The sequence below is a fragment of the Nocardioides sp. BE266 genome (genome assembly GCF_031457855.1).
Lineage (GTDB): Bacteria > Actinomycetota > Actinomycetes > Propionibacteriales > Nocardioidaceae > Nocardioides.
The window spans coordinates 594,322-611,423 of sequence record NZ_JAURTI010000004.1; the positions used below are offsets into that span (position 1 = coordinate 594,322).

The window sequence follows — 17,102 nt, forward strand, 5'->3', positions numbered from 1 at the left end:
GACCGGCGATAATCCCGTGGCGGTGGGGGATCGGGCGAGCGCACACTCCATCCGTGCTGAACCCCCACCCCACGCGCTACGCCGAGCTCAACGGCGTGCTCCACGACCTCGTCACCGGCGCCCAGGCGGCGCTCGGCGACTCGTTCGTGGGTGCCTACCTCCAGGGGTCGTTCGCACTCGGGGCGGGTGACCTCCACAGCGACTGCGACTTCCTCGTCGTCGTCCGCGACCGACCCGACGCCGCGCAGGAGGCGGCGCTCCGGGCCCTCCACCACGACCTCCCGCACCGCGACGGCTTCTGGTACCACCACCTCGAGGGGTCCTACGCCGTCCTCGACGACCTGCGCACGACCGCCGGGCTGGGCCGCGACTGGCTCTACGTCGACCACGGCCACGACGAGATGGCGTGGTCCGTGCACTGCAACCAGCCGTGGAGCCGCTGGATCCTCCGTGAGCACGGCATCACCCTCGTCGGCCCCTGCCCGGTCGAGCTGATGGAGCCGGTGCCCGACGACGTGCTGCGTGACCACGCACGGGCGACCCTCACCACCCTCACCGACGACGTGCTCGGGTGGTGCCCGCCGACGATCGCCTGGTGCCAGCGCTACCTCGTCGTGCAGGCGTGCCGCAGCCTCTACACCGTCCGCACCGGCCAGGTCGCCAGCAAGCGCGACGCCCTGCGGTGGGCGATGATGCACGCCGACCCGAGCTGGCGGCCCCTGCTCCAGCAGGTCCAGGCCGACCGCGACCTCGGCTTCGACCCGGGTGCCGAGCCGCGGCCGGGCTCGATGGAGTCGGCGCGCGCCTTCGCGGCGTACGTCGCCGAGGCGGCGTGACCACCCCGACTAGGCTTGCTGCATGAGCGATCCCGAGGTCGACCCCAGCAATGTCGAGCTCAGCCTGATCGACTTCGACCACGAGGAGCTGCGGGTCTACTGGGACCTGGCCCGCTTCCACGCCAAGCTCAACGCCGCGCCGACCTACTTCGGGCCGACGACGCTCGAGTCGGTGCCGCCGCCCGCCTGGGCGTACGGCGACTCGGTGGAGGAGTCCGACGCCTTCGTCACCCAGGTGCTGGCCGACGAGCGCGGCGAGACCACGGCCGCGGCGGCCGACTACGCCGACGACCTGCCCGAGCCCGGCGTGCTGTCGATCCTGTGCGACGGCTCGGGCGTGCCGTGGGCGCTGGTCGAGGTCACCGACGTCCGGGTCACCGGCGACCAGGTCGTCGAGGCGTTCAAGGTCGTCTACAAGTCCTGACGGCTCAGCCGCGGTAGACCGGGAGTGCCGGCTCCCACGTGAGCGGCACGCCCGGCGTGATGTCGTCGTTGGTGTCGTCGGGCCACGTCGCCCGGCCGACGTACGTCGTCGAGCCGAGGACCAGCCGCACCTCGTAGTCGAACGGTCCCTCGCCGATCGTGGTCGCGCGGCGCCCCACGGAGTCGGGGGACCGGAAGAAGAGGCCGCCCTCGTCGTAGCACTCGCCCGGCGGCCGCAGCGGGAGCACGACGGACTCACCGGTGGACGATGTGACCTCGATCGTCGCGCGTGCCTGCTCGTAGCGACGGTCGAGGTCGGACACGCTGAGCTCGACGCCGTAGGAGTCCAGCGCGCCGTCGTGGTCGGCCAGCACGGCCGCGGTGCCGGTGGCCGCCTCGGGATAGGTCCCGTCGGTCGGCGTCTGCCACCGGACCGTCGTCACGGCGTCGCCGCCCGGGCCGCGCCCGAAGATGTCGACGTCCCAGTCGCCGGCCGGTCCCGCAGGCAGGACGCGGAAGGTCCGCTCACCGGTCGTCTCGGCCGCGACAGTGATGGTCCGGCCGCAGCCGGCGCGGGTGCCGTGCTCGCGGAAGGAGACGCTGTCGAAGGTCCAGCCCGGCACGTCGAAGCCGAAGAGCAGCGCCTCCGGGCTGCCGATCGACGGCGGGTTGTCAGCGGGGCCACCGTCTGCGCAGCCGCCGGTGTAGCAGATGGTCCACGGGCTGAGGTCGACCTGCCCGTCGTCGGTCAGCACGTGGAAGCGCGGCGGGTTCGAGATCGAGTACGCGTCCGGGGACGTCACCGCCGGCAGCACCAGTCCGTTCGGGAGCACGGTGTGGGAGACGTCGGGCGGGGCGACGGTGACCTCGGTGGGCCGGTCGGCGCAACCCGCGGCGAGGAGCACCAGGCACACGGCGGCGACGACCCTCATGGGGCTGGGACGCCGGAGTCGTGGCCCGGGTTCCGTCGCCTTGTGGGAGAGTCCTCGCATGGCCGAAAGGATGACCTACCTCCTCGTCGACGGGGAGAACATCGACGCGACTCTCGGCACCTCGATCCTGGGGCGACGACCCCGCCCCGAGGAGCGGCCCCGGTGGGACCGGCTGCTCGAGTGGGCGGAGCGCGCCTTCGACCAGGACGTCAGCGGCCTGTTCTTCCTCGCCGCGAGCACCGAGCTGCCGACGAGCTTCGTGCAGGCCCTGCTCGCGATCGGCTTCAAGCCGATCCCGCTGAGCGGCGAAGGCAAGATCGTCGACATCGCCATCCAGCGCACGGCCGAGGCCCTCGTCGACCGCGAGGCCGACGTAGTTCTGGTGAGCCACGACGGCGACTTCATCGAGCAGGTCACCCGCCTGTGCGACGGCACCCGCCAGGTCGGGGTCATCGGCTTCACCGAGTTCGTGAACTCGCAGTTCCGCAACCTGCCGGGCCTGCGCATCTTCGACCTCGAGTACGACATCGCGGCCTTCAACTCCTCGCTCCCGCGGGTGCGGGTCATCCCGATCGACGAGTTCGACCCGCTCGAGTTCCTCTGAGCGCCGTGGCGCACGTCCTCGTCCCCACCGCGCGCTGGGGTCGATGGGTCGACAACTTCGCCGCGCGCCACGGCACTGCGACCGTGTCCGTGTCCGACGGTGGGCTGAGCGGGGAGGCCGTCGACGGCTCCACCTTCCTCGCGCAGCTGCCCTTCGCGAACTCGTACGACGGACCGCCGGAGGCGGGTGCCTTCGCCGAGGCGGCGGTGCCGCCCGAGCGGTGGGGCGTGCTGCTGGTGCGCAAGGGCGGCTTCGCCGTGGCCCGGCTCGAGGGCCCGCGGATGGTCGAGCACAAGATCGGCCAGCGGCACGTGCAGGGCCGCAGCAAGGCCGGCGGTCAGAGCCAGCAGCGGTTCGCCCGCCGCCGGGACAACCAGGCGCGGCAGGCCTACGAGGCGGCTGCCGACCATGCAGCGCGGCTGCTCGGCGGCGTACGCCTCCTGGTGACGGGCGGCGACCACGCCGCCGTCGACGCGGTGCTCGAGGACCCGCGACTCTCGTCGGCCACCGTCGTCGGGCCGTGGCTCCCGGTGCCGGATCCACGCCGAGCCGTCCTCGATCAGGCGATCGCCGACGCCCAGGCGATCGGTGTCGAGGTCACCAACGCCTGACGGATCACGCATCACGGCGACACGGGCCGAACGGCTCTGACGGTGCGCCCCGCCGCGGTCGTAGCGTGGATCCCGTGAGCAACCCGATCGAGGTCCACGGCCTCGTCAAGACGTTCGGCAGGGCACGCGCCCTCGACGGCCTCGACCTCGAGGTGGCCGCCGGCGAGGTGCACGGCTTCCTCGGCCCCAACGGTGCCGGCAAGTCGACCACGATCCGGGCGCTGCTCGGGCTGATGCGCACCGACGGTGGGACGGTCTCGGTCCACGGGCTCGACCCGTGGGCCGACGCGGTCGCCATCCACCGGCGACTGGCGTACGTGCCGGGCGACGTCGCGATCTGGCCGAACCTCAGCGGGGGAGAGGCGATCGACACGCTGCTGCGGATGCGGGGCCTCGACCCGAAGGCGACCGACCGCGACGCACTGCTCGAGCGCTTCGACCTCGACCCCACCAAGAAGGGACGCACCTACTCGAAGGGCAACCGGCAGAAGGTCGCGCTGGTCGCTGCGTTCGCCACCCAGGTCGAGCTGCTGGTGCTCGACGAGCCGACGTCCGGCCTCGACCCGCTGATGGAGCGCGTCTTCAACGAGTGCCTCGCCGAGCACAAGGCGCAGGGCACCACCGTCCTGCTGTCCAGCCACATCCTCAGCGAGGTGGAGCGGCTCGCCGACCGGGTGACGATCATCCGGCAGGGGAGGACCGTCGAGAACGGCACGCTCGCCGAGCTGAGGCACCTGCGGCGCAACCACGTCCGCGCGCAGATCACGGGCGCGCTCCCGGCCGACCTCACCGGCGTGCACGACCTGCAGGTCACGGACGGTGCGGTGACCTGTGCGGTCGACCCCGACGGCCTGCCCGGGCTGCTCCGGGCGCTCGACGCCGCGGGCGTGGAGTCGCTGACCTGCACGCCGCCGTCGCTGGAGGAGCTGTTCCTCGATGCCTACCGCAACTGAGGCCCGGGCCGAGGCCCGGACCGAGGCCGGGACCGACGCGGCCGGCACCACCGGCCTGCTGCGGCTGAACCTGCGCCGCGACCGCATCCTGCTCCCGGTCTGGATCTGGCTGCTGACCGCGATGGTCGCGGCGTCGGCGTTCGCGACCACCGGCCTCTACACGGACGCGGCGGAGCGGGTCGCCGCCTCCCGCGTGATCAACACCAGCCCGGCGCTGGTCGCGCTCTACGGGCCGATCCTCAACGAGCACAGCGCCGCCGAGCTCGCGATGAGCAAGATGACGGTGATGTACGCCCTCTTCGTGATGGGCCTGGGCCTCGTCGTCGTACGACGCCACACGCGCGTCGAGGAGGAGTCCGGTCGTGCGGAGCTGATGGGCGCGACGCTGGTCGGCAGGTCCGCCCCGCTGCGGGCCGCCCTGCTCGAGGCGGCCGCAGCAGCGGTCGTGCTCGGGGTGCTGTGCATGGTCGTCGACGTCGCCGCGGGCCTGGAGGTCGCCGGCTCGGTCGCCTTCGGCCTGAGCTGGACGGGCGCTGCGCTGGTCGGCGCGGGCACCGGCGCTGTGTGCGCGCAGCTGGCCGCGAGCGCCCGCACGTGCGGCGGCCTCGCGCTGGCGACCTTCGCGGTCTGGGACGTCATCCGGGCGGCCGGCGACATCGGGCCCGACGCCCTCGGCTGGCTCTCGCCGCTGGGGTGGGGCACCCGCCTCGACGCCTGGGGCGACACCCGCTGGTGGGTGCTCGGGCTCTACGCCGCCCTCGCCGCCGTCCTCGTCGTGGCCGCGCACGTGCTCCGCGGACGACGCGACCTCGGCAACGGGCTGCTGGCCGAGGGGGCGGGGCCGGCCGATGGGCAGATCGGCAGCACGCTGGCGCTGGTGTGGCGGCTCAACCGGCTCTCGACCGCGTGGTGGCTGGTGGCGAGCCTGGTCTCCGGCGCGTTGTTCGGCTCCGTCGCACCGCACATCGGCTCGCTCTTCGACTCGCCCGCCGGCAAGGCCGCGCTCGAGGCGCTCGGCGGCAAGGGGCGGGTCGAGGACGCGATGCTCGCCGCCCTCCTCGCCGTGATGGCGGCGATCCTGTCGGCGTACGCCGTCCAGGTGACCGTGTCGGGTGCCCGCGAGGAGACCGACGGCCGGACGCCCGAGGTGCTGGCCGCGACCGGCTCACGCGCCCAGGTCTTCGGCGCCCAGGTCCTGGTTGCCGGTGCCGGCCTGGCCGCGCTGGCCGTGGCCTACGGCGCCGGGTCGGCGATCGGCTACGGCAGCCAGGTCGGCGGTGTGGGCGACGCCCTCGGCCGGCTGGTCCCGGCGGCCCTGGCCCACGTGCCGGCGATGTGGGTCGTGGCGGCGGTCGCGGTGCTCGCGTGGGCGTGGTCGCCGCACCAGCCGTGGATCGGCTGGGCCGCGCTCGTGGCGTTCGTGACCCTCGGCGAGGTCGGACCGCTGCTCGAGCTCCCCGACTGGGTCATCGGCCTCTCGCCCTTCCAGCACGTGGTGGCGGTCCCGGTGCAGCCGGTCGACGTCTCGTCGGAGGTGGGCCTGGTCGTGGCCGCCACGCTGCTGCTCGCGGTCGCGTTTGGGCGCTACCGGGCCCGTGACATCGGCTAGCGTCACGCCCATGTGGCAACCCGAGCCGGGGTGGACCCGACTTGCAGGGGCAGGTCCGGCGACCGTGGGCGTCTGGTCGGCGACCATCAGGGGCCGTGACGTCGTGGTCAAGCGGCTCCAGGCGCCCGAGCCCCACGACTCGAGCGGGGTGCTGTCGCCCGGCGACGTGAACTACTGGCGGCGCGCGGCCGACGTCGCCCTCAGCGGGGTCGTGGCCGGTGCGCCGGGCTTGCGCGAGGCGCCCGTCGTACGCGTCGACGAGGACGACGAGGGCGTGACGCTGGTCCACGAGCGCGTCGAGCACCACGACGCCCCCGGCCTGTGGCTGGCCGCCTGCCTGGGCCGGTTCGCCGCCGCCGACCTCGGCACGCACGGCTGGCTGGCGCGCAACCAGCTCCGCACGCGGCTCGGGCTCGTCGAGCGCCGCGGCGGCTGGAAGACGCTGGCCCGCACCCCGATGGCCGACGTCGCCGACCACCTCTGGAGCCACCGCACCGTGTGGCTCGACCAGTGCGACGCGCTGCCGCAGGTGGCTCAGCACGGCGACCCGTCGGCCGCCAACATCCCCGGGCGGGCAGGGGAGGGCGCCGTCGCGATCGACTGGGCGCACCTGGGCCGCGGCCCGGTCGGAGCCGACCTCGGCTACCTCTCCCTCGCCACCCGCGAGGACGTCGACCCGCTCGTCGAGGCGTACGTCGCTGCGCTCCCGTCGGCGCTCGCCTCACCCGACGAGGTCAGGACCGGCGCCCGCGTGATGGCCGTCTACACCGCGCTGACCCGCCTGGACTGGGCGCTCGCCCGCGTCGCCGACGGTGAGGGTGCGCTCGCAGGCAAGTTCCGCCACCCCAGCGTGGCGCCGTACATCTATGCCATGCAGCGGCAGGTCGGCCAGATCGAGGCGCTGCTCGCCTGACCTCGACCTGAGCTGGGCCTCAGAGCGAGCTGGCCGAGAAGGTGTCGCAGTCCTCGATCGTGCCGTCCTGGTAGCCGGTCATGAACCAGTGCATCCGCTGCTCCGAGGAGCCGTGGGTCCACCCCTCGGGGTCGACGCCCTGCCCGGACTTCTGCTGGATCCGGTCGTCGCCGACGGTCTTGGCGGCGTCGAGCGCCTCCTGGATGTCGGCGTCGTCGAGGTCGGAGAAGATCGCGACGCCGTCGGTGTCGGTGGTGCCGGTCGCGGCGTTGGTCCAGAGGCCGGCGTAGCAGTCGGCCTGCAGCTCGAGGCGTACGGCGTCGGACTCGGGGCCCTGCTGGGTGCGGACCTTGCCCATGGTGCCCATCAGGTTCTGGATGTGGTGGCCGTACTCGTGACCGATCACGTAGGGCTCGACGAAGTCGCCGCCCTTGCCGCCGAGCTGGCCCTCGAGCACGTCCTGGAAGAAGGTGGTGTCGAGGTAGATCTGCTGGTCGTTGGGGCAGTAGAACGGGCCGACCTGCGAGGTGGCCTGGCCGCAGCCGGTGTTGACCGCACCGCTGAACGTCATCATCGTCGCCGGCTTGAAGCCGCTGCTGAACTGCGTGGACCAGAAGTTGTAGAGCGAGTTCTCCACCGCGACACGGGCGCAGTCCTCGTCCGTGTTGGCGTCGGCGCCGGTCTTGCAGTTGGCATAGCGCTCCGAGTCGCCCATCCGGCTGGTGTCGGTGCCGCCCTGCGACGTGGTGTCGGTGCCGCTGCCCGTCCCACCGCCGAGGCCACCGCCCAGGCACTGCGTCAGCAGGACGAACAGGATGATGATCAGGATGCCGCCGATGCCGCCGCCGGCACGCGTGCCGCCCGGGATCGGGATCCGCATCGGACCGCCGCCACCGCTGCCGCCGCCACCGTCACCGACGCGGGAGGTGTCGAGCCTGGCCTTCGGGTTGAAGCGCATGGGCGTTGCCTTTCCGCAGGTCGTGCAGCGAGGTGGATCTCCGCGCAGGTTAGCGCGTGGGCACGCCGATGGGGCTCGAGCACCCACCCCTTCGTAGGATGTCGTCCGAGATGATCACCGCCCAGAAGCTCGAGGTCCGAGCCGGCGCGCGGCTCCTCATGGAGGACGTCACCTTCCGCATCGCCGCCGGCGACAAGGTCGGCCTCGTGGGGCGCAACGGTGCCGGCAAGACGACGCTCACCCGCATCCTCGCCGGAGAGGGCCAGCCCGCGTCCGGGCAGGTCCTCCGCAGCGGCGACATCGGCTACCTGCCGCAGGACCCGCGAGTCGGCGACCCCGAGGTCATCGCCCGCGACCGGATCCTGTCCGCGCGCGGCCTCGACGAGGTCGTACGACGCCTGCGCGAGGCCGAGGTCGACATGGCCAGCGAGGACCCGAAGGTCCACGAGCGCGGCATGCGCCGGTGGGCCAACGCCGACGCCGAGCTGCACGCCGGTGGTGGCTATGCCGCCGAGTCCGAGGCCGCGCAGATGGCGGCGGCCCTCGGCATCGAGGAGCGCATCCTCGCCCAGCCGATCGGCACGCTCTCGGGTGGCCAGCGCCGCCGCGTCGAGCTCGCCCGCATCCTGTTCTCCGGTGCCGAGATCATGCTGCTCGACGAGCCGACCAACCACCTCGACGCCGACTCGATCGTCTGGCTGCGCGACTTCCTCAAGGCGCACAAGGGCGGGTTCGTGGTGATCAGCCACGACAACGCGCTGCTCGAGGCGACCGTCAACAAGGTCTTCCACCTCGACGCCAACCGCGCGGTCATCGACGTCTACAACATGGGCTGGCACAACTACCTGACCCAGCGCGAGGACGACGAGAAGCGCCGGCGCCGCGAGCGCCAGAATGCCGAGAACAAGGCGAAGGTGCTCACCGACCAGGCCAACAAGATGCGGGCCAAGGCGACCAAGGCCCAGGCCGCGCAGTCGATGCTCAAGCGCGCCGAGAAGATGATGGCCGGCATCGAGAGCGAGCGCGCGGCCGACAAGGTCGCCCGGATCGCCTTCCCGGAGCCCGCCCCGTGCGGCAAGACGCCGCTGATGGGCACCGAGCTGTCGAAGTCCTACGGCTCGCTCGAGGTCTTCACCGCAGTCGACCTCGCGATCGACCGGGGGAGCCGCGTCGTCATCCTCGGCCTCAACGGCGCCGGCAAGACCACGATGCTGCGCATCCTCGCGGGCGTCGACCAGCCCGACACCGGTGAGGTCGTCCCGGGCTACGGCCTCAAGATGGGCTACTACGCCCAGGAGCACGAGACCCTCGACGTCAACCGCACCGTGCTGGAGAACATGCACAGCGCGGCTCCCGAGCTCACCGACACCCAGGCGCGCTCCGTGCTCGGCTCGTTCCTCTTCTCCGGCGACGACGCCCACAAGCCCGCCGGCGTGCTGTCCGGTGGCGAGAAGACCCGCCTCGCGCTCGCGATCCTGGTCGTCTCGAGCGCCAACGTGCTGCTGCTCGACGAGCCCACCAACAACCTCGACCCGGCCTCCCGCGAAGAGGTGCTGCACGCCATCCGCAGCTACACCGGCGCGATCATCCTGGTCACCCACGACGAGGGCGCGGTCCGCGCGCTCGACCCCGACCGCGTGCTCCTGCTCCCCGACGGCGACGAGGACCTCTGGTCCGAGGAGTACGCCGACCTGGTCTCCCTCGCCTGACGTTACTGACGAGTAGTAACCTCGGGGCATGACTCCCGAAGACCTTGCCGCCGTCGGCCTCCGCCTCGAGATCGAGGGTCCCGTCGCCACGGTCACCCTGGACCGGCCCGATGTCCGCAACGCGCAGACGCCGGCCATGTGGATCGTCCTCGGCGAGATCGGCGCGACCCTGCCGGACGACATCAAGGTCGTCGTGGTGACGGGGGAGGGGGAGACCTTCTCCGCCGGCCTCGACCGGGCCATGCTCGACCCGTCGACCTCCGGGCAGGAGAGCGTCGTGGGGCTGCTGGCGCTCAGCGACGAGGACGCCTCGGCCCGCATCGAGGAGTTCCAGCGCGGCTTCACCTGGCTGCGCGACCCGCGCTTCGTCTCGATCGCCAAGGTCCGCGGCTACGCCATCGGCGCCGGCTTCCAGCTTGCGCTCTCGTGCGACCTGCGGGTGGTCGCCGACGACGCGAAGTTCTCCATGAAGGAGTCGGCCCTCGGGCTGGTGCCCGACCTGACCGGCACCAAGCCGCTGGTCGAGCACGTCGGCTACGCGCGTGCCTTGGAGATCTGCGCCACCGCGCGCGTCGTACCTGCTGACGAGGCGGTCCGCATCGGCCTGGCTGCGGCCGCGGTCCCGGTTGCGGACCTCGACGCCACCGTCGCCGAGCTGGCCGCCGCGCTGGTCGCGCCGATGCCGGGCGTCGTGGCCGAGACCAAGGCCCTGCTCCAGGGCGCGGCCGACCGCGACCTCGACGAGCAGCGGCGACTCGAGCGTGAGGCGCAGGTACGCCGCTTCCGCGCGGTCGCGGCGGCGTTCGCGGGCTGATCCGCCCCGGCGCCGCAGTCACTGTCGGTCCTGCGAGGAACAATGCCTGGCGACCGGGAGTTGTCCCGGGGAACAGGTGAAGAGGAGCAGGGATGTCGATGGGGCCGGGGGCCGGGGGCCCGCCGTGGCGGTTCCTCCGCAGCGACCGGAGCGTGGTCGAGAACAAGATCGAGCGCAAGACCGTGCGCCGGGTGCTGGGGTTCGCGCGCCCGCACCGCAGGCTGATCGCCGGGTTCCTCGCCGTCACGGTGGTGGATGCCGCGCTGGTCGTGCTGCCCCCGCTGCTGCTCAAGGCGATCATCGACGACGGCGTCCGCACCGGTGACACCTCGCTCGTCGTGTGGCTCGCAGTCCTCGTCGGCATCGTCGCGGTGGTCGACGCAGGCTTCGGCCTGATCACCGGGTGGCTCTCCAGTCGCATCGGCGAGGGCCTGATCTACGACCTCCGCACCCAGGTCTTCGCCCACGTCCAGCGGCAGTCGCTGGCGTTCTTCACCCGCACGCAGACCGGCGCCCTGGTCAGCCGGCTCAACAACGACGTCATCGGCGCCCAGCGGGCGTTCACCTCGACGCTCCAGGGCACCGTCTCCAACATCATCGCGGCCGTCGTCGTGGGCGTGACCATGCTCTTCCTGAGCTGGCCGGTGACGCTGCTGTGCGTCGCGCTGTTCCCGATCCTGCTCATCGCCTCGCGCCTGGTCGGCAACCGGCTGGCCGACCTGTCGCGCCAGCAGATGGACGGCAACGCCGACCTCGGCAACGCCATGACCGAGCGCTTCAACGTCGGCGGCGCGATGCTGCTCAAGCTCTTCGGGCGCCGCGACGTGGAGGACGTCGCCTACGCCCAGAAGGCGGCCGTCGTGCGCGACCTCGGCGTGCGGATCTCCCTGCTCACCCGGATCTTCTTCGCCGCGATGACGCTCGTGCCCTCGCTCGCCACCGCGCTCGTCTACGGCATCGGCGGGTGGCTCGCGATCCGCGGCGACCTGTCGGTCGGCACGATCGTCGCGCTAGGCGTGCTGCTGACCCGCCTCCTCGGCCCGCTGCAGGGGCTCTCCAACGTGCGGATCGACGTGATGACCGCCCTGGTGAGCTTCGACCGGGTCTTCGAGGTGCTCGACCTGCCGTCACTGATCCAGGAGAAGCCGGGCGCGGTCGAGCTGCCGCTCTCGGCGTCACGGCTGGAGTTCGACCACGTCGCCTTCACCTACCCGCGCGCCGACCAGATCTCCCTCGCCTCGCTGGAGACCGTCGCGCGCACGGAGTCGCGCGACACCGGGCAGGTGCTCCACGACGTCTCGTTCACCGCGCAGCCCGGGCAGATGGTCGCGCTCGTCGGGCCCTCGGGCGCCGGCAAGACGACGGTGACCCACCTCGTCGCCCGGCTGTACGACGTCGAGGCCGGGGCTGTCCGGGTCGGCGACCACGACGTCCGCGACGTGACGCTGCAGTCGCTGGAGGACGTCGTCGGCTACGTCACCCAGGACGCCCACATGTTCCACGACACCATCCGCGCCAACCTGCTCTACGCCCGACCGGCCGCGACCGAGGCCGACGTCTGGGCCGCGCTCGAGGCGGCGCAGATCGCCCACCTGGTGCGGTCGCTGCCCGACGGGCTCGACACGGTGGTCGGCGACCGGGGCTACCGCCTCAGCGGTGGCGAGCGGCAGCGTCTGGCCATCGCCCGGCTGCTGCTCAAGGCGCCCGCGATCGTGGTGCTCGACGAGGCCACCGCCCACCTCGACAGCGAGTCCGAGGCAGCCGTGCAGGACGCGCTCGACGCCGCCCTCGAGGGCCGTACGTCGCTGGTGATCGCGCACCGGCTCTCCACGGTCCGCAACGCCGACCTGATCCTCGTCCTCGACGACGGCCGCGTCGTGCAGCAGGGCACCCACGCCGAGCTGCTCGCCGCCGGTGGCCTCTACGCCACCCTCCACGCGACGCAGTTCCGCGCCGAGAAGGTCGACCTTCCCGGCTAGGCCTGGTCTCGATACACCGCGTCGCGACCTCGTGCCTCGATCGCGGCGGCACTCGACCTCCCTCGGCACGCCGTCCACGACTTCGTCGTGCCCGACTAGCCTCGTGACATGGACCTGCAGCTCGCCGATCGCGTCTTCATCGTCACCGGAGGCGCTCGCGGGCTCGGGCGGGCGACCGCCGACGTGCTCGTGGCGGAGGGGGCCCGGGTCGTGCTCTCCGGTCGCTCCGAGGAGTCACTGGACAAGGCAGTGGCCGCGCTCAACGGTGACTCGGGCCGCGACGCGGCCGTCGCGGTCGCGATCGACAACGCCGACCGTGAGGCGCCCGCCCGGCTGCTCGCCGCCGCTGACGAGGCATGGGGGCGCGTGGACGGGGCCCTGATCAGCGTCGGCGGCCCGCCCAAGGGGTCCGTCGCGGCCATCACCGACGACCAGTGGACGACCGCCTTCGAGTCGGTCTTCCTGGGCGCCGTACGCCTCGCCCGCGAGGTCGGCGCGGCGCTGCCCGCGGGCGGAGCCCTGGGCCTGGTGCTCTCCTCGAGCGTCCGGGCGCCGCTGGCGGAGATGGCGATCTCCAACGGCCTCCGGCCCGGCCTCGCCATGGTCGCCAAGACGCTGGCCGACGAGCTCGGCCCCCGCGGCGTACGGGTCAACGGGCTGCTGCCGGGCCGCATCGGCACCGAGCGGGTCGCCGAGCTGGACGCCTCGACCGGCGACCCCGACGGCGCCCGTCGCGCCGCCGAGGCGGGCATCCCGCTCGGGCGCTACGGCGAGCCCGAGGAGTTCGGCGCGGTGGCTGCGTTCGTCATGTCGCCGGTCGCGTCATTCGTGACCGGCGTGATGCTCCCGGTCGACGGCGGGCTCCTGCGGGCGCTCTGACGGGTCCTCGACCTCATCGTCCTCGTCGCCGGGGTCGAGGCGCTCGCGCCAGGTCTTGCGCCGCGGCTTGGGCGGAGCCTGGGGGACCGGTGCGCGCACCGGCTTCTCCGCCGGTGCCGCGGTCCTCGCCGGACCGCGACCGCCCCGCAGCTCGTCGTAGATGAGGAAGAAGAACCCGAAGATCGCCATGGCCCCGAAGAACCACCACTGCAGGCCGTAGAAGAAGTGCGGACCGTTGTCGAGCTCGGGCAGCTCGACCGACAGCAGGGGAGTCTCGGGTTCGGGCGACTCGCTGCGCAGGTCGACCCACCCGCCGAGGACGTCACGGCCGAGCGCCTCGGAGATCCGGTCGCTGTTGACCGCGCGGGTGGAGAGGTCGGAGACCTCCGTGCTGTCGCCCTCGGCGTCCTGGCGTACCCACCCGGTCACGGTGACCTCCCCGGAGGGTGGCTCGGGCACGTCGGCGGAGGTCGCACCACGGTTGTCGGTGGCGTACCAGCCGCGGTCGACGAGCAGCGTCGAGCCGTCGGCGAGCTCGAGGGGTACGACGACGTCGACGCCCGCGGACCCGTCGCGGGTGCGGTAGCGGACGATCACCGTGTCGTCGACGGCATAGGTGCCGGTTGCCTCGACGATGCGCCACTCGTCGGCACGGGCCACGGGCTCGCCGGGGGCGAGCACGTCGGTCACCGGGTCGGCGCCGGCCTTCTCGTTGCGCTCGATGATCGCGTTTCGCTCCTTGCGGTCGTCGAGGCGGTGGAACTGCCACTCGCCGAGGCGCCACGCGACCCAGGCGAGGAAGACGACCACGAGCGCGAAGACGATCCAGCGCCGCGAGACGAGGAACCGCAGCTTGTGCACCTGCCGAGGCTATCCGGGACGGCCTGAGCTTCTGACCCCCACCTCGTTAGACTCGTACAGGTGACGACACCTCTGGCAGACCGCTTCGGCCGCGTGGCCACGGACCTGCGCGTCTCGCTCACCGACCGGTGCAACCTGCGGTGCAACTACTGCATGCCCGCAGAGGGCCTCGACTGGCTCCCGACCGAGCAGACCCTCACCGACGACGAGGTCGTCCGGTTGGTGACGATCGGCGTCGAGCGGCTCGGCATCCGCGAGGTCCGCTTCACCGGCGGCGAGCCGCTCCTGCGCCGTGGTCTGGTCGACATCGTCGCCCGCACCCACGCGCTCGGCGTCGAGACCTCGCTGACCACCAACGCGCTCGGGCTCCAGCGCACCGCGCAGGCGCTCGCCGACGCCGGCCTCGACCGCATCAACGCGAGCATCGACACCGTGCGGCCCGACACGTTTGCCACGATCACCCGCCGCGACCGGCTCAAGGACGTCATCGCCGGCCTCGAGGCCGCCAAGGCCGCCGGGCTGGGCCCGATCAAGCTGAACGCCGTGCTGCTGCGGGGCACCAACGACGACCAGGCCGCCGAGCTGCTGCGCTGGAGCATCGAGCACGGCTACGACCTCCGCTTCATCGAGCAGATGCCGCTCGACGCCCAGCACGACTGGAACCGCGCCGCGATGGTCACTGCCGACGAGATCTTCGCGGCGCTGAGCGCCGAGTTCACCTTGACCCCGCACGGCGCCCCGCGGGGCAGCGCTCCGGCCGAGCTGTTCGACGTCGACGGCGGGCCGGCGACGGTCGGGGTCATCGCCTCGGTCACCCGCCCGTTCTGCGGCGACTGCGACCGGGTCCGCCTCACCGCCGACGGCCAGGTGCGCAACTGCCTCTTCGCCCGCGAGGAGTCCGACCTGCGCACGTCGCTGCGCACCGGCGCCGGCGACGAGGAGATCGCCGAGCGCTGGGTCATCGCGATGCGCGGCAAGCGCGCCGGCCACGGCATCGACGACGAGACCTTCCTCCAGCCCGACCGCCCGATGTCGGCGATCGGCGGCTGATCTCCCGCCCCGCCGCCTGAGGGTGGCGGCGTACGACATCCGGCTGGGCTGTTCGAATGTTGTCTCCCGCCAGGGTGGCGGACGCCCGGACAGTCCAGTGGCGAACGGCTGTCCGAAGGCAGTCCGGACGACCACTCGTCACTGGACTACCCAGCCGGCGGGGAGGCGCCTACGCCGACACCTCGTGGGGGACGATGTCCTTCAGGAACCCCCGCGCCCCGAGGAAGTCCGAGAGGGACTCCCGGTGCTCCTCGCAGGCGAGCCAGACCTTGCGGCGGTCGGGCGTGTGGATCTTCGGGTTGTTCCAGCGCAGGTCCCACACGGCGTCGGCCTGGCAGCCCTTGGCCGAGCAGATCTCGCGGTCGAGCTCCATCGGGTGACCTCTCGTCAGCGGCAGGCAGGCAGAAAAGGCTGGAAAAGGGAAGTGCCGGACAGCCACGGGGGGAAGCTGTCCGGCACTTCGAGAACGATCACAGACGGGGGATGCTGCGATCGCTGCTCGGGATCATTGCACGGCCGTTGTGTGAAAACCAAACTTCCGGCCACGACACGCGCGAAAGAGATTTTCCTCAGTCTTCGTCCTCGCCTGCCATCAGTTCATGTGTGGAAGGCCCGTTCGGGAGCGTGAATCCGTCGTCACGCTGGTCGCCGGCGTTGGCCATGATCACGGCGAAGAGGGGCAGGAAGACCGCGGCTGCGACCAGCACCCAGCGCAGCACGCCGGGGCCCACCGCGACGGCCGCGACGAAGCAGACGATGCGGATCGTCATCGAGATCGCATAGCGCCGCTGGCGCGACCGCATGTCGTCGGCGGCGCTGCTGCGAGCCGTGGTGATGCGTACGGCGTCGTGCTTGGCCATGCCTCCCATCGTACGTCGCTAGGCTCGGGAGCCAACGGGGCGGCCGAGGACCCAGTCAGGGACGCCGCCCCTCCCCACCGGGACGAAGGAGCACCCCATGACCAACCGCACCTACCGCGTCACCGAGATCGTCGGCACGTCTCCCGACGGCATCGACCAGGCGGTCCGCAACGGCATCGAGCGCGCTGGGCAGACGCTGCGCCACATCGACTGGTTCGAGGTGACCCAGATCCGCGGCCAGGCCAAGGACGGCGAGGTCGAGCACTTCCAGGTCGGGATGAAGGTCGGCTTCCGCCTCGAGGACGAGTGATTCCTCGTACCCAGCGGTAATCACTAGCGTCGTGGGCGTGACCGAGACTCCCGGATCCAGCGCCGCCCCCCGCTCCGTCCTCGTGACCGGAGGCAACCGCGGCATCGGCCGCGCGATCGCCGAGGCCTTCATCGAGCTCGGCGACAAGGTCGCGGTGACCACCCGCAACGGCGGTGCACCCGAGGGCGCGCTCGACGTGCGCTGCGACATCACCGACCCCGAGGCCGTCGAGGCCGCCTTCGCGACGGTCGAGGAGGCGCACGGGCCGGTCGAGGTGCTGGTCGCCAACGCCGGCATCACCAAGGACACCCTCGTCCTCCGGATGAGCGAGGACGACTGGTCCTCGGTCATCGACACCAACCTGACCGGCACCTTCCGGCTCGCCAAGCGCGCCGCCAAGGGCATGCTCCGCCAGCGCCGAGGCCGCATCATCCTGATCTCCTCGGTCGTGGGCCTCCTCGGCTCAGCGGGGCAGGTCAACTACGCCGCCTCCAAGTCCGGTCTCGTCGGCCTGGCACGCTCGCTGGCCCGCGAGCTCGGCAGCCGCTCGATCACGACCAACGTCGTCGCGCCGGGCTTCGTCGAGACCGACATGACCGACGTCCTCACCGACGACCAGAAGGCGGCCATCCGCACCCAGGTCCCGCTGGGCCGCTACGCCTCGCCGGCCGAGATCGCCTCGGCCGTCACCTGGCTCGCCTCCGACGGCGCCGCCTACGTCACCGGGGCCGTGATCCCGGTCGACGGCGGCCTCGGCATGGGCCACTGACCCCCGAACCCGACCGACGCGACAGCAAAGGA

The 17,102-nt window shown here is 72.1% G+C and carries 19 protein-coding genes; 14 read left to right on the plus strand and 5 right to left on the minus strand.

Going from position 1 to position 17,102, the window contains the following annotated elements; all coding sequences use genetic code 11:
* Positions 1 to 53: 53 nt before the first annotated feature.
* Complete coding sequence (locus J2X46_RS15190) at positions 54 to 836, plus strand: aminoglycoside adenylyltransferase domain-containing protein (protein WP_310251942.1); 783 nt, start codon at positions 54 to 56, stop codon at positions 834 to 836.
* A gap of 22 nt (positions 837 to 858) precedes the next feature.
* The gene (locus J2X46_RS15195) at positions 859 to 1,260 is read left to right on the plus strand and encodes a hypothetical protein (RefSeq protein WP_310251944.1); all 402 of its coding nucleotides are present in this window, start codon (positions 859 to 861) and stop codon (positions 1,258 to 1,260) included.
* A gap of 4 nt (positions 1,261 to 1,264) precedes the next feature.
* On the opposite strand, the gene J2X46_RS15200 is transcribed toward J2X46_RS15195, so the two are convergent.
* Positions 1,265 to 2,191 (minus strand): hypothetical protein, encoded by a 927-nt coding sequence (locus J2X46_RS15200; RefSeq protein ID WP_310251945.1) that lies wholly within the window; start codon positions 2,189 to 2,191, stop codon positions 1,265 to 1,267.
* Between the two features lie 58 nt (positions 2,192 to 2,249).
* Between J2X46_RS15200 and J2X46_RS15205 the strand changes: the two genes are divergently transcribed.
* The 5 genes from J2X46_RS15205 to J2X46_RS15225 all read left to right on the plus strand — a co-directional run bounded on the left by J2X46_RS15205 (position 2,250) and on the right by J2X46_RS15225 (position 6,881).
* Positions 2,250 to 2,795 (plus strand): NYN domain-containing protein, encoded by a 546-nt coding sequence (locus J2X46_RS15205; RefSeq protein ID WP_310251946.1) that lies wholly within the window; start codon positions 2,250 to 2,252, stop codon positions 2,793 to 2,795.
* A gap of 5 nt (positions 2,796 to 2,800) precedes the next feature.
* Complete coding sequence (locus tag J2X46_RS15210; protein WP_310251948.1) at positions 2,801 to 3,406, plus strand: acVLRF1 family peptidyl-tRNA hydrolase; 606 nt, start codon at positions 2,801 to 2,803, stop codon at positions 3,404 to 3,406.
* Between the two features lie 74 nt (positions 3,407 to 3,480).
* Positions 3,481 to 4,359: an ABC transporter ATP-binding protein gene (locus J2X46_RS15215; RefSeq protein WP_310251950.1), complete on the plus strand. Its 879-nt coding sequence runs from the start codon at positions 3,481 to 3,483 to the stop codon at positions 4,357 to 4,359.
* Entirely contained in the window at positions 4,343 to 5,968 is a 1,626-nt protein-coding gene (locus tag J2X46_RS15220; RefSeq protein WP_310251952.1) for an ABC transporter permease, read from the plus strand. Before J2X46_RS15215 ends, J2X46_RS15220 begins: the two co-directional genes overlap by 17 nt.
* 10 nt (positions 5,969 to 5,978) lie before the next feature.
* Positions 5,979 to 6,881: a phosphotransferase gene (locus J2X46_RS15225; protein WP_310251954.1), complete on the plus strand. Its 903-nt coding sequence runs from the start codon at positions 5,979 to 5,981 to the stop codon at positions 6,879 to 6,881.
* A gap of 19 nt (positions 6,882 to 6,900) precedes the next feature.
* Here the strand turns inward: J2X46_RS15225 and J2X46_RS15230 are convergent, their stop codons facing one another.
* Positions 6,901 to 7,839: a neutral zinc metallopeptidase gene (locus J2X46_RS15230; protein WP_310251955.1), complete on the minus strand. Its 939-nt coding sequence runs from the start codon at positions 7,837 to 7,839 to the stop codon at positions 6,901 to 6,903.
* Between the two features lie 110 nt (positions 7,840 to 7,949).
* Here J2X46_RS15230 and abc-f point away from each other — a divergent pair, with 110 nt between their 5' ends.
* From abc-f to J2X46_RS15250, 4 genes are all read left to right on the plus strand, one after another.
* Positions 7,950 to 9,548 carry a ribosomal protection-like ABC-F family protein gene (abc-f, locus tag J2X46_RS15235; RefSeq protein ID WP_310251956.1) on the plus strand — a complete coding sequence of 533 codons (1,599 nt, stop codon included), beginning with the start codon at positions 7,950 to 7,952 and terminating at the stop codon, positions 9,546 to 9,548.
* A gap of 28 nt (positions 9,549 to 9,576) precedes the next feature.
* Positions 9,577 to 10,362: an enoyl-CoA hydratase/isomerase family protein gene (locus J2X46_RS15240; RefSeq protein WP_310251957.1), complete on the plus strand. Its 786-nt coding sequence runs from the start codon at positions 9,577 to 9,579 to the stop codon at positions 10,360 to 10,362.
* A gap of 92 nt (positions 10,363 to 10,454) precedes the next feature.
* Positions 10,455 to 12,341 carry an ABC transporter ATP-binding protein gene (locus tag J2X46_RS15245; RefSeq protein ID WP_310251958.1) on the plus strand — a complete coding sequence of 629 codons (1,887 nt, stop codon included), beginning with the start codon at positions 10,455 to 10,457 and terminating at the stop codon, positions 12,339 to 12,341.
* A 108-nt stretch (positions 12,342 to 12,449) separates the two neighbouring features.
* Entirely contained in the window at positions 12,450 to 13,220 is a 771-nt protein-coding gene (locus J2X46_RS15250) for an SDR family oxidoreductase (protein WP_310251960.1), read from the plus strand.
* Here the strand turns inward: J2X46_RS15250 and J2X46_RS15255 are convergent.
* Positions 13,164 to 14,081, minus strand: a complete 918-nt coding sequence (locus tag J2X46_RS15255) for an SURF1 family protein (RefSeq protein WP_310251962.1) — start codon at positions 14,079 to 14,081, stop codon at positions 13,164 to 13,166. The genes J2X46_RS15250 and J2X46_RS15255 overlap by 57 nt on opposite strands.
* Positions 14,082 to 14,141: 60 nt before the next feature.
* Between J2X46_RS15255 and moaA the strand changes: the two genes are divergently transcribed.
* On the plus strand, positions 14,142 to 15,131 hold the full coding sequence (moaA, locus tag J2X46_RS15260; RefSeq protein WP_310251963.1) for a GTP 3',8-cyclase MoaA: 990 nt from the start codon (positions 14,142 to 14,144) through the stop codon (positions 15,129 to 15,131).
* A 169-nt stretch (positions 15,132 to 15,300) separates the two neighbouring features.
* On the opposite strand, the gene J2X46_RS15265 is transcribed toward moaA, so the two are convergent.
* Positions 15,301 to 15,504, minus strand: a complete 204-nt coding sequence (locus J2X46_RS15265; RefSeq protein ID WP_310251965.1) for an acetone carboxylase — start codon at positions 15,502 to 15,504, stop codon at positions 15,301 to 15,303.
* A 196-nt stretch (positions 15,505 to 15,700) separates the two neighbouring features.
* The gene (locus J2X46_RS15270; RefSeq protein WP_310251967.1) at positions 15,701 to 15,991 is read right to left on the minus strand and encodes a DUF3099 domain-containing protein; all 291 of its coding nucleotides are present in this window, start codon (positions 15,989 to 15,991) and stop codon (positions 15,701 to 15,703) included.
* 97 nt (positions 15,992 to 16,088) lie between these two features.
* Here J2X46_RS15270 and J2X46_RS15275 point away from each other — a divergent pair, with 97 nt between their 5' ends.
* A complete protein-coding gene (locus J2X46_RS15275) occupies positions 16,089 to 16,301 on the plus strand; it encodes a dodecin (protein ID WP_310251969.1) in 213 nt (70 codons plus the stop codon).
* A gap of 37 nt (positions 16,302 to 16,338) precedes the next feature.
* Positions 16,339 to 17,070, plus strand: a complete 732-nt coding sequence (fabG, locus tag J2X46_RS15280) for a 3-oxoacyl-[acyl-carrier-protein] reductase (protein ID WP_310251971.1) — start codon at positions 16,339 to 16,341, stop codon at positions 17,068 to 17,070.
* The last annotated feature ends 32 nt before the right edge of the window (positions 17,071 to 17,102 follow it).

What these genes read in the sequence shown, in the direction of transcription:
- J2X46_RS15195 (WP_310251944.1), top strand. Translation starts at nt 859, where the DNA reads ATGAGCGATCCCGAGGTCGACCCCAGCAATGTCGAGCTCAGCCTGATC.
- J2X46_RS15200 (WP_310251945.1), bottom strand. Translation starts at nt 2,191, where the DNA reads ATGAGGGTCGTCGCCGCCGTGTGCCTGGTGCTCCTCGCCGCGGGTTGC.
- J2X46_RS15205 (WP_310251946.1), top strand. Translation starts at nt 2,250, where the DNA reads ATGGCCGAAAGGATGACCTACCTCCTCGTCGACGGGGAGAACATCGAC.
- J2X46_RS15220 (WP_310251952.1), top strand. Translation starts at nt 4,343, where the DNA reads ATGCCTACCGCAACTGAGGCCCGGGCCGAGGCCCGGACCGAGGCCGGG.
- J2X46_RS15225 (WP_310251954.1), top strand. Translation starts at nt 5,979, where the DNA reads ATGTGGCAACCCGAGCCGGGGTGGACCCGACTTGCAGGGGCAGGTCCG.
- J2X46_RS15230 (WP_310251955.1), bottom strand. Translation starts at nt 7,839, where the DNA reads ATGCGCTTCAACCCGAAGGCCAGGCTCGACACCTCCCGCGTCGGTGAC.
- abc-f (WP_310251956.1), top strand. Translation starts at nt 7,950, where the DNA reads ATGATCACCGCCCAGAAGCTCGAGGTCCGAGCCGGCGCGCGGCTCCTC.
- J2X46_RS15240 (WP_310251957.1), top strand. Translation starts at nt 9,577, where the DNA reads ATGACTCCCGAAGACCTTGCCGCCGTCGGCCTCCGCCTCGAGATCGAG.
- J2X46_RS15245 (WP_310251958.1), top strand. Translation starts at nt 10,455, where the DNA reads ATGTCGATGGGGCCGGGGGCCGGGGGCCCGCCGTGGCGGTTCCTCCGC.
- J2X46_RS15250 (WP_310251960.1), top strand. Translation starts at nt 12,450, where the DNA reads ATGGACCTGCAGCTCGCCGATCGCGTCTTCATCGTCACCGGAGGCGCT.
- J2X46_RS15265 (WP_310251965.1), bottom strand. Translation starts at nt 15,504, where the DNA reads ATGGAGCTCGACCGCGAGATCTGCTCGGCCAAGGGCTGCCAGGCCGAC.
- J2X46_RS15270 (WP_310251967.1), bottom strand. Translation starts at nt 15,991, where the DNA reads ATGGCCAAGCACGACGCCGTACGCATCACCACGGCTCGCAGCAGCGCC.
- J2X46_RS15275 (WP_310251969.1), top strand. Translation starts at nt 16,089, where the DNA reads ATGACCAACCGCACCTACCGCGTCACCGAGATCGTCGGCACGTCTCCC.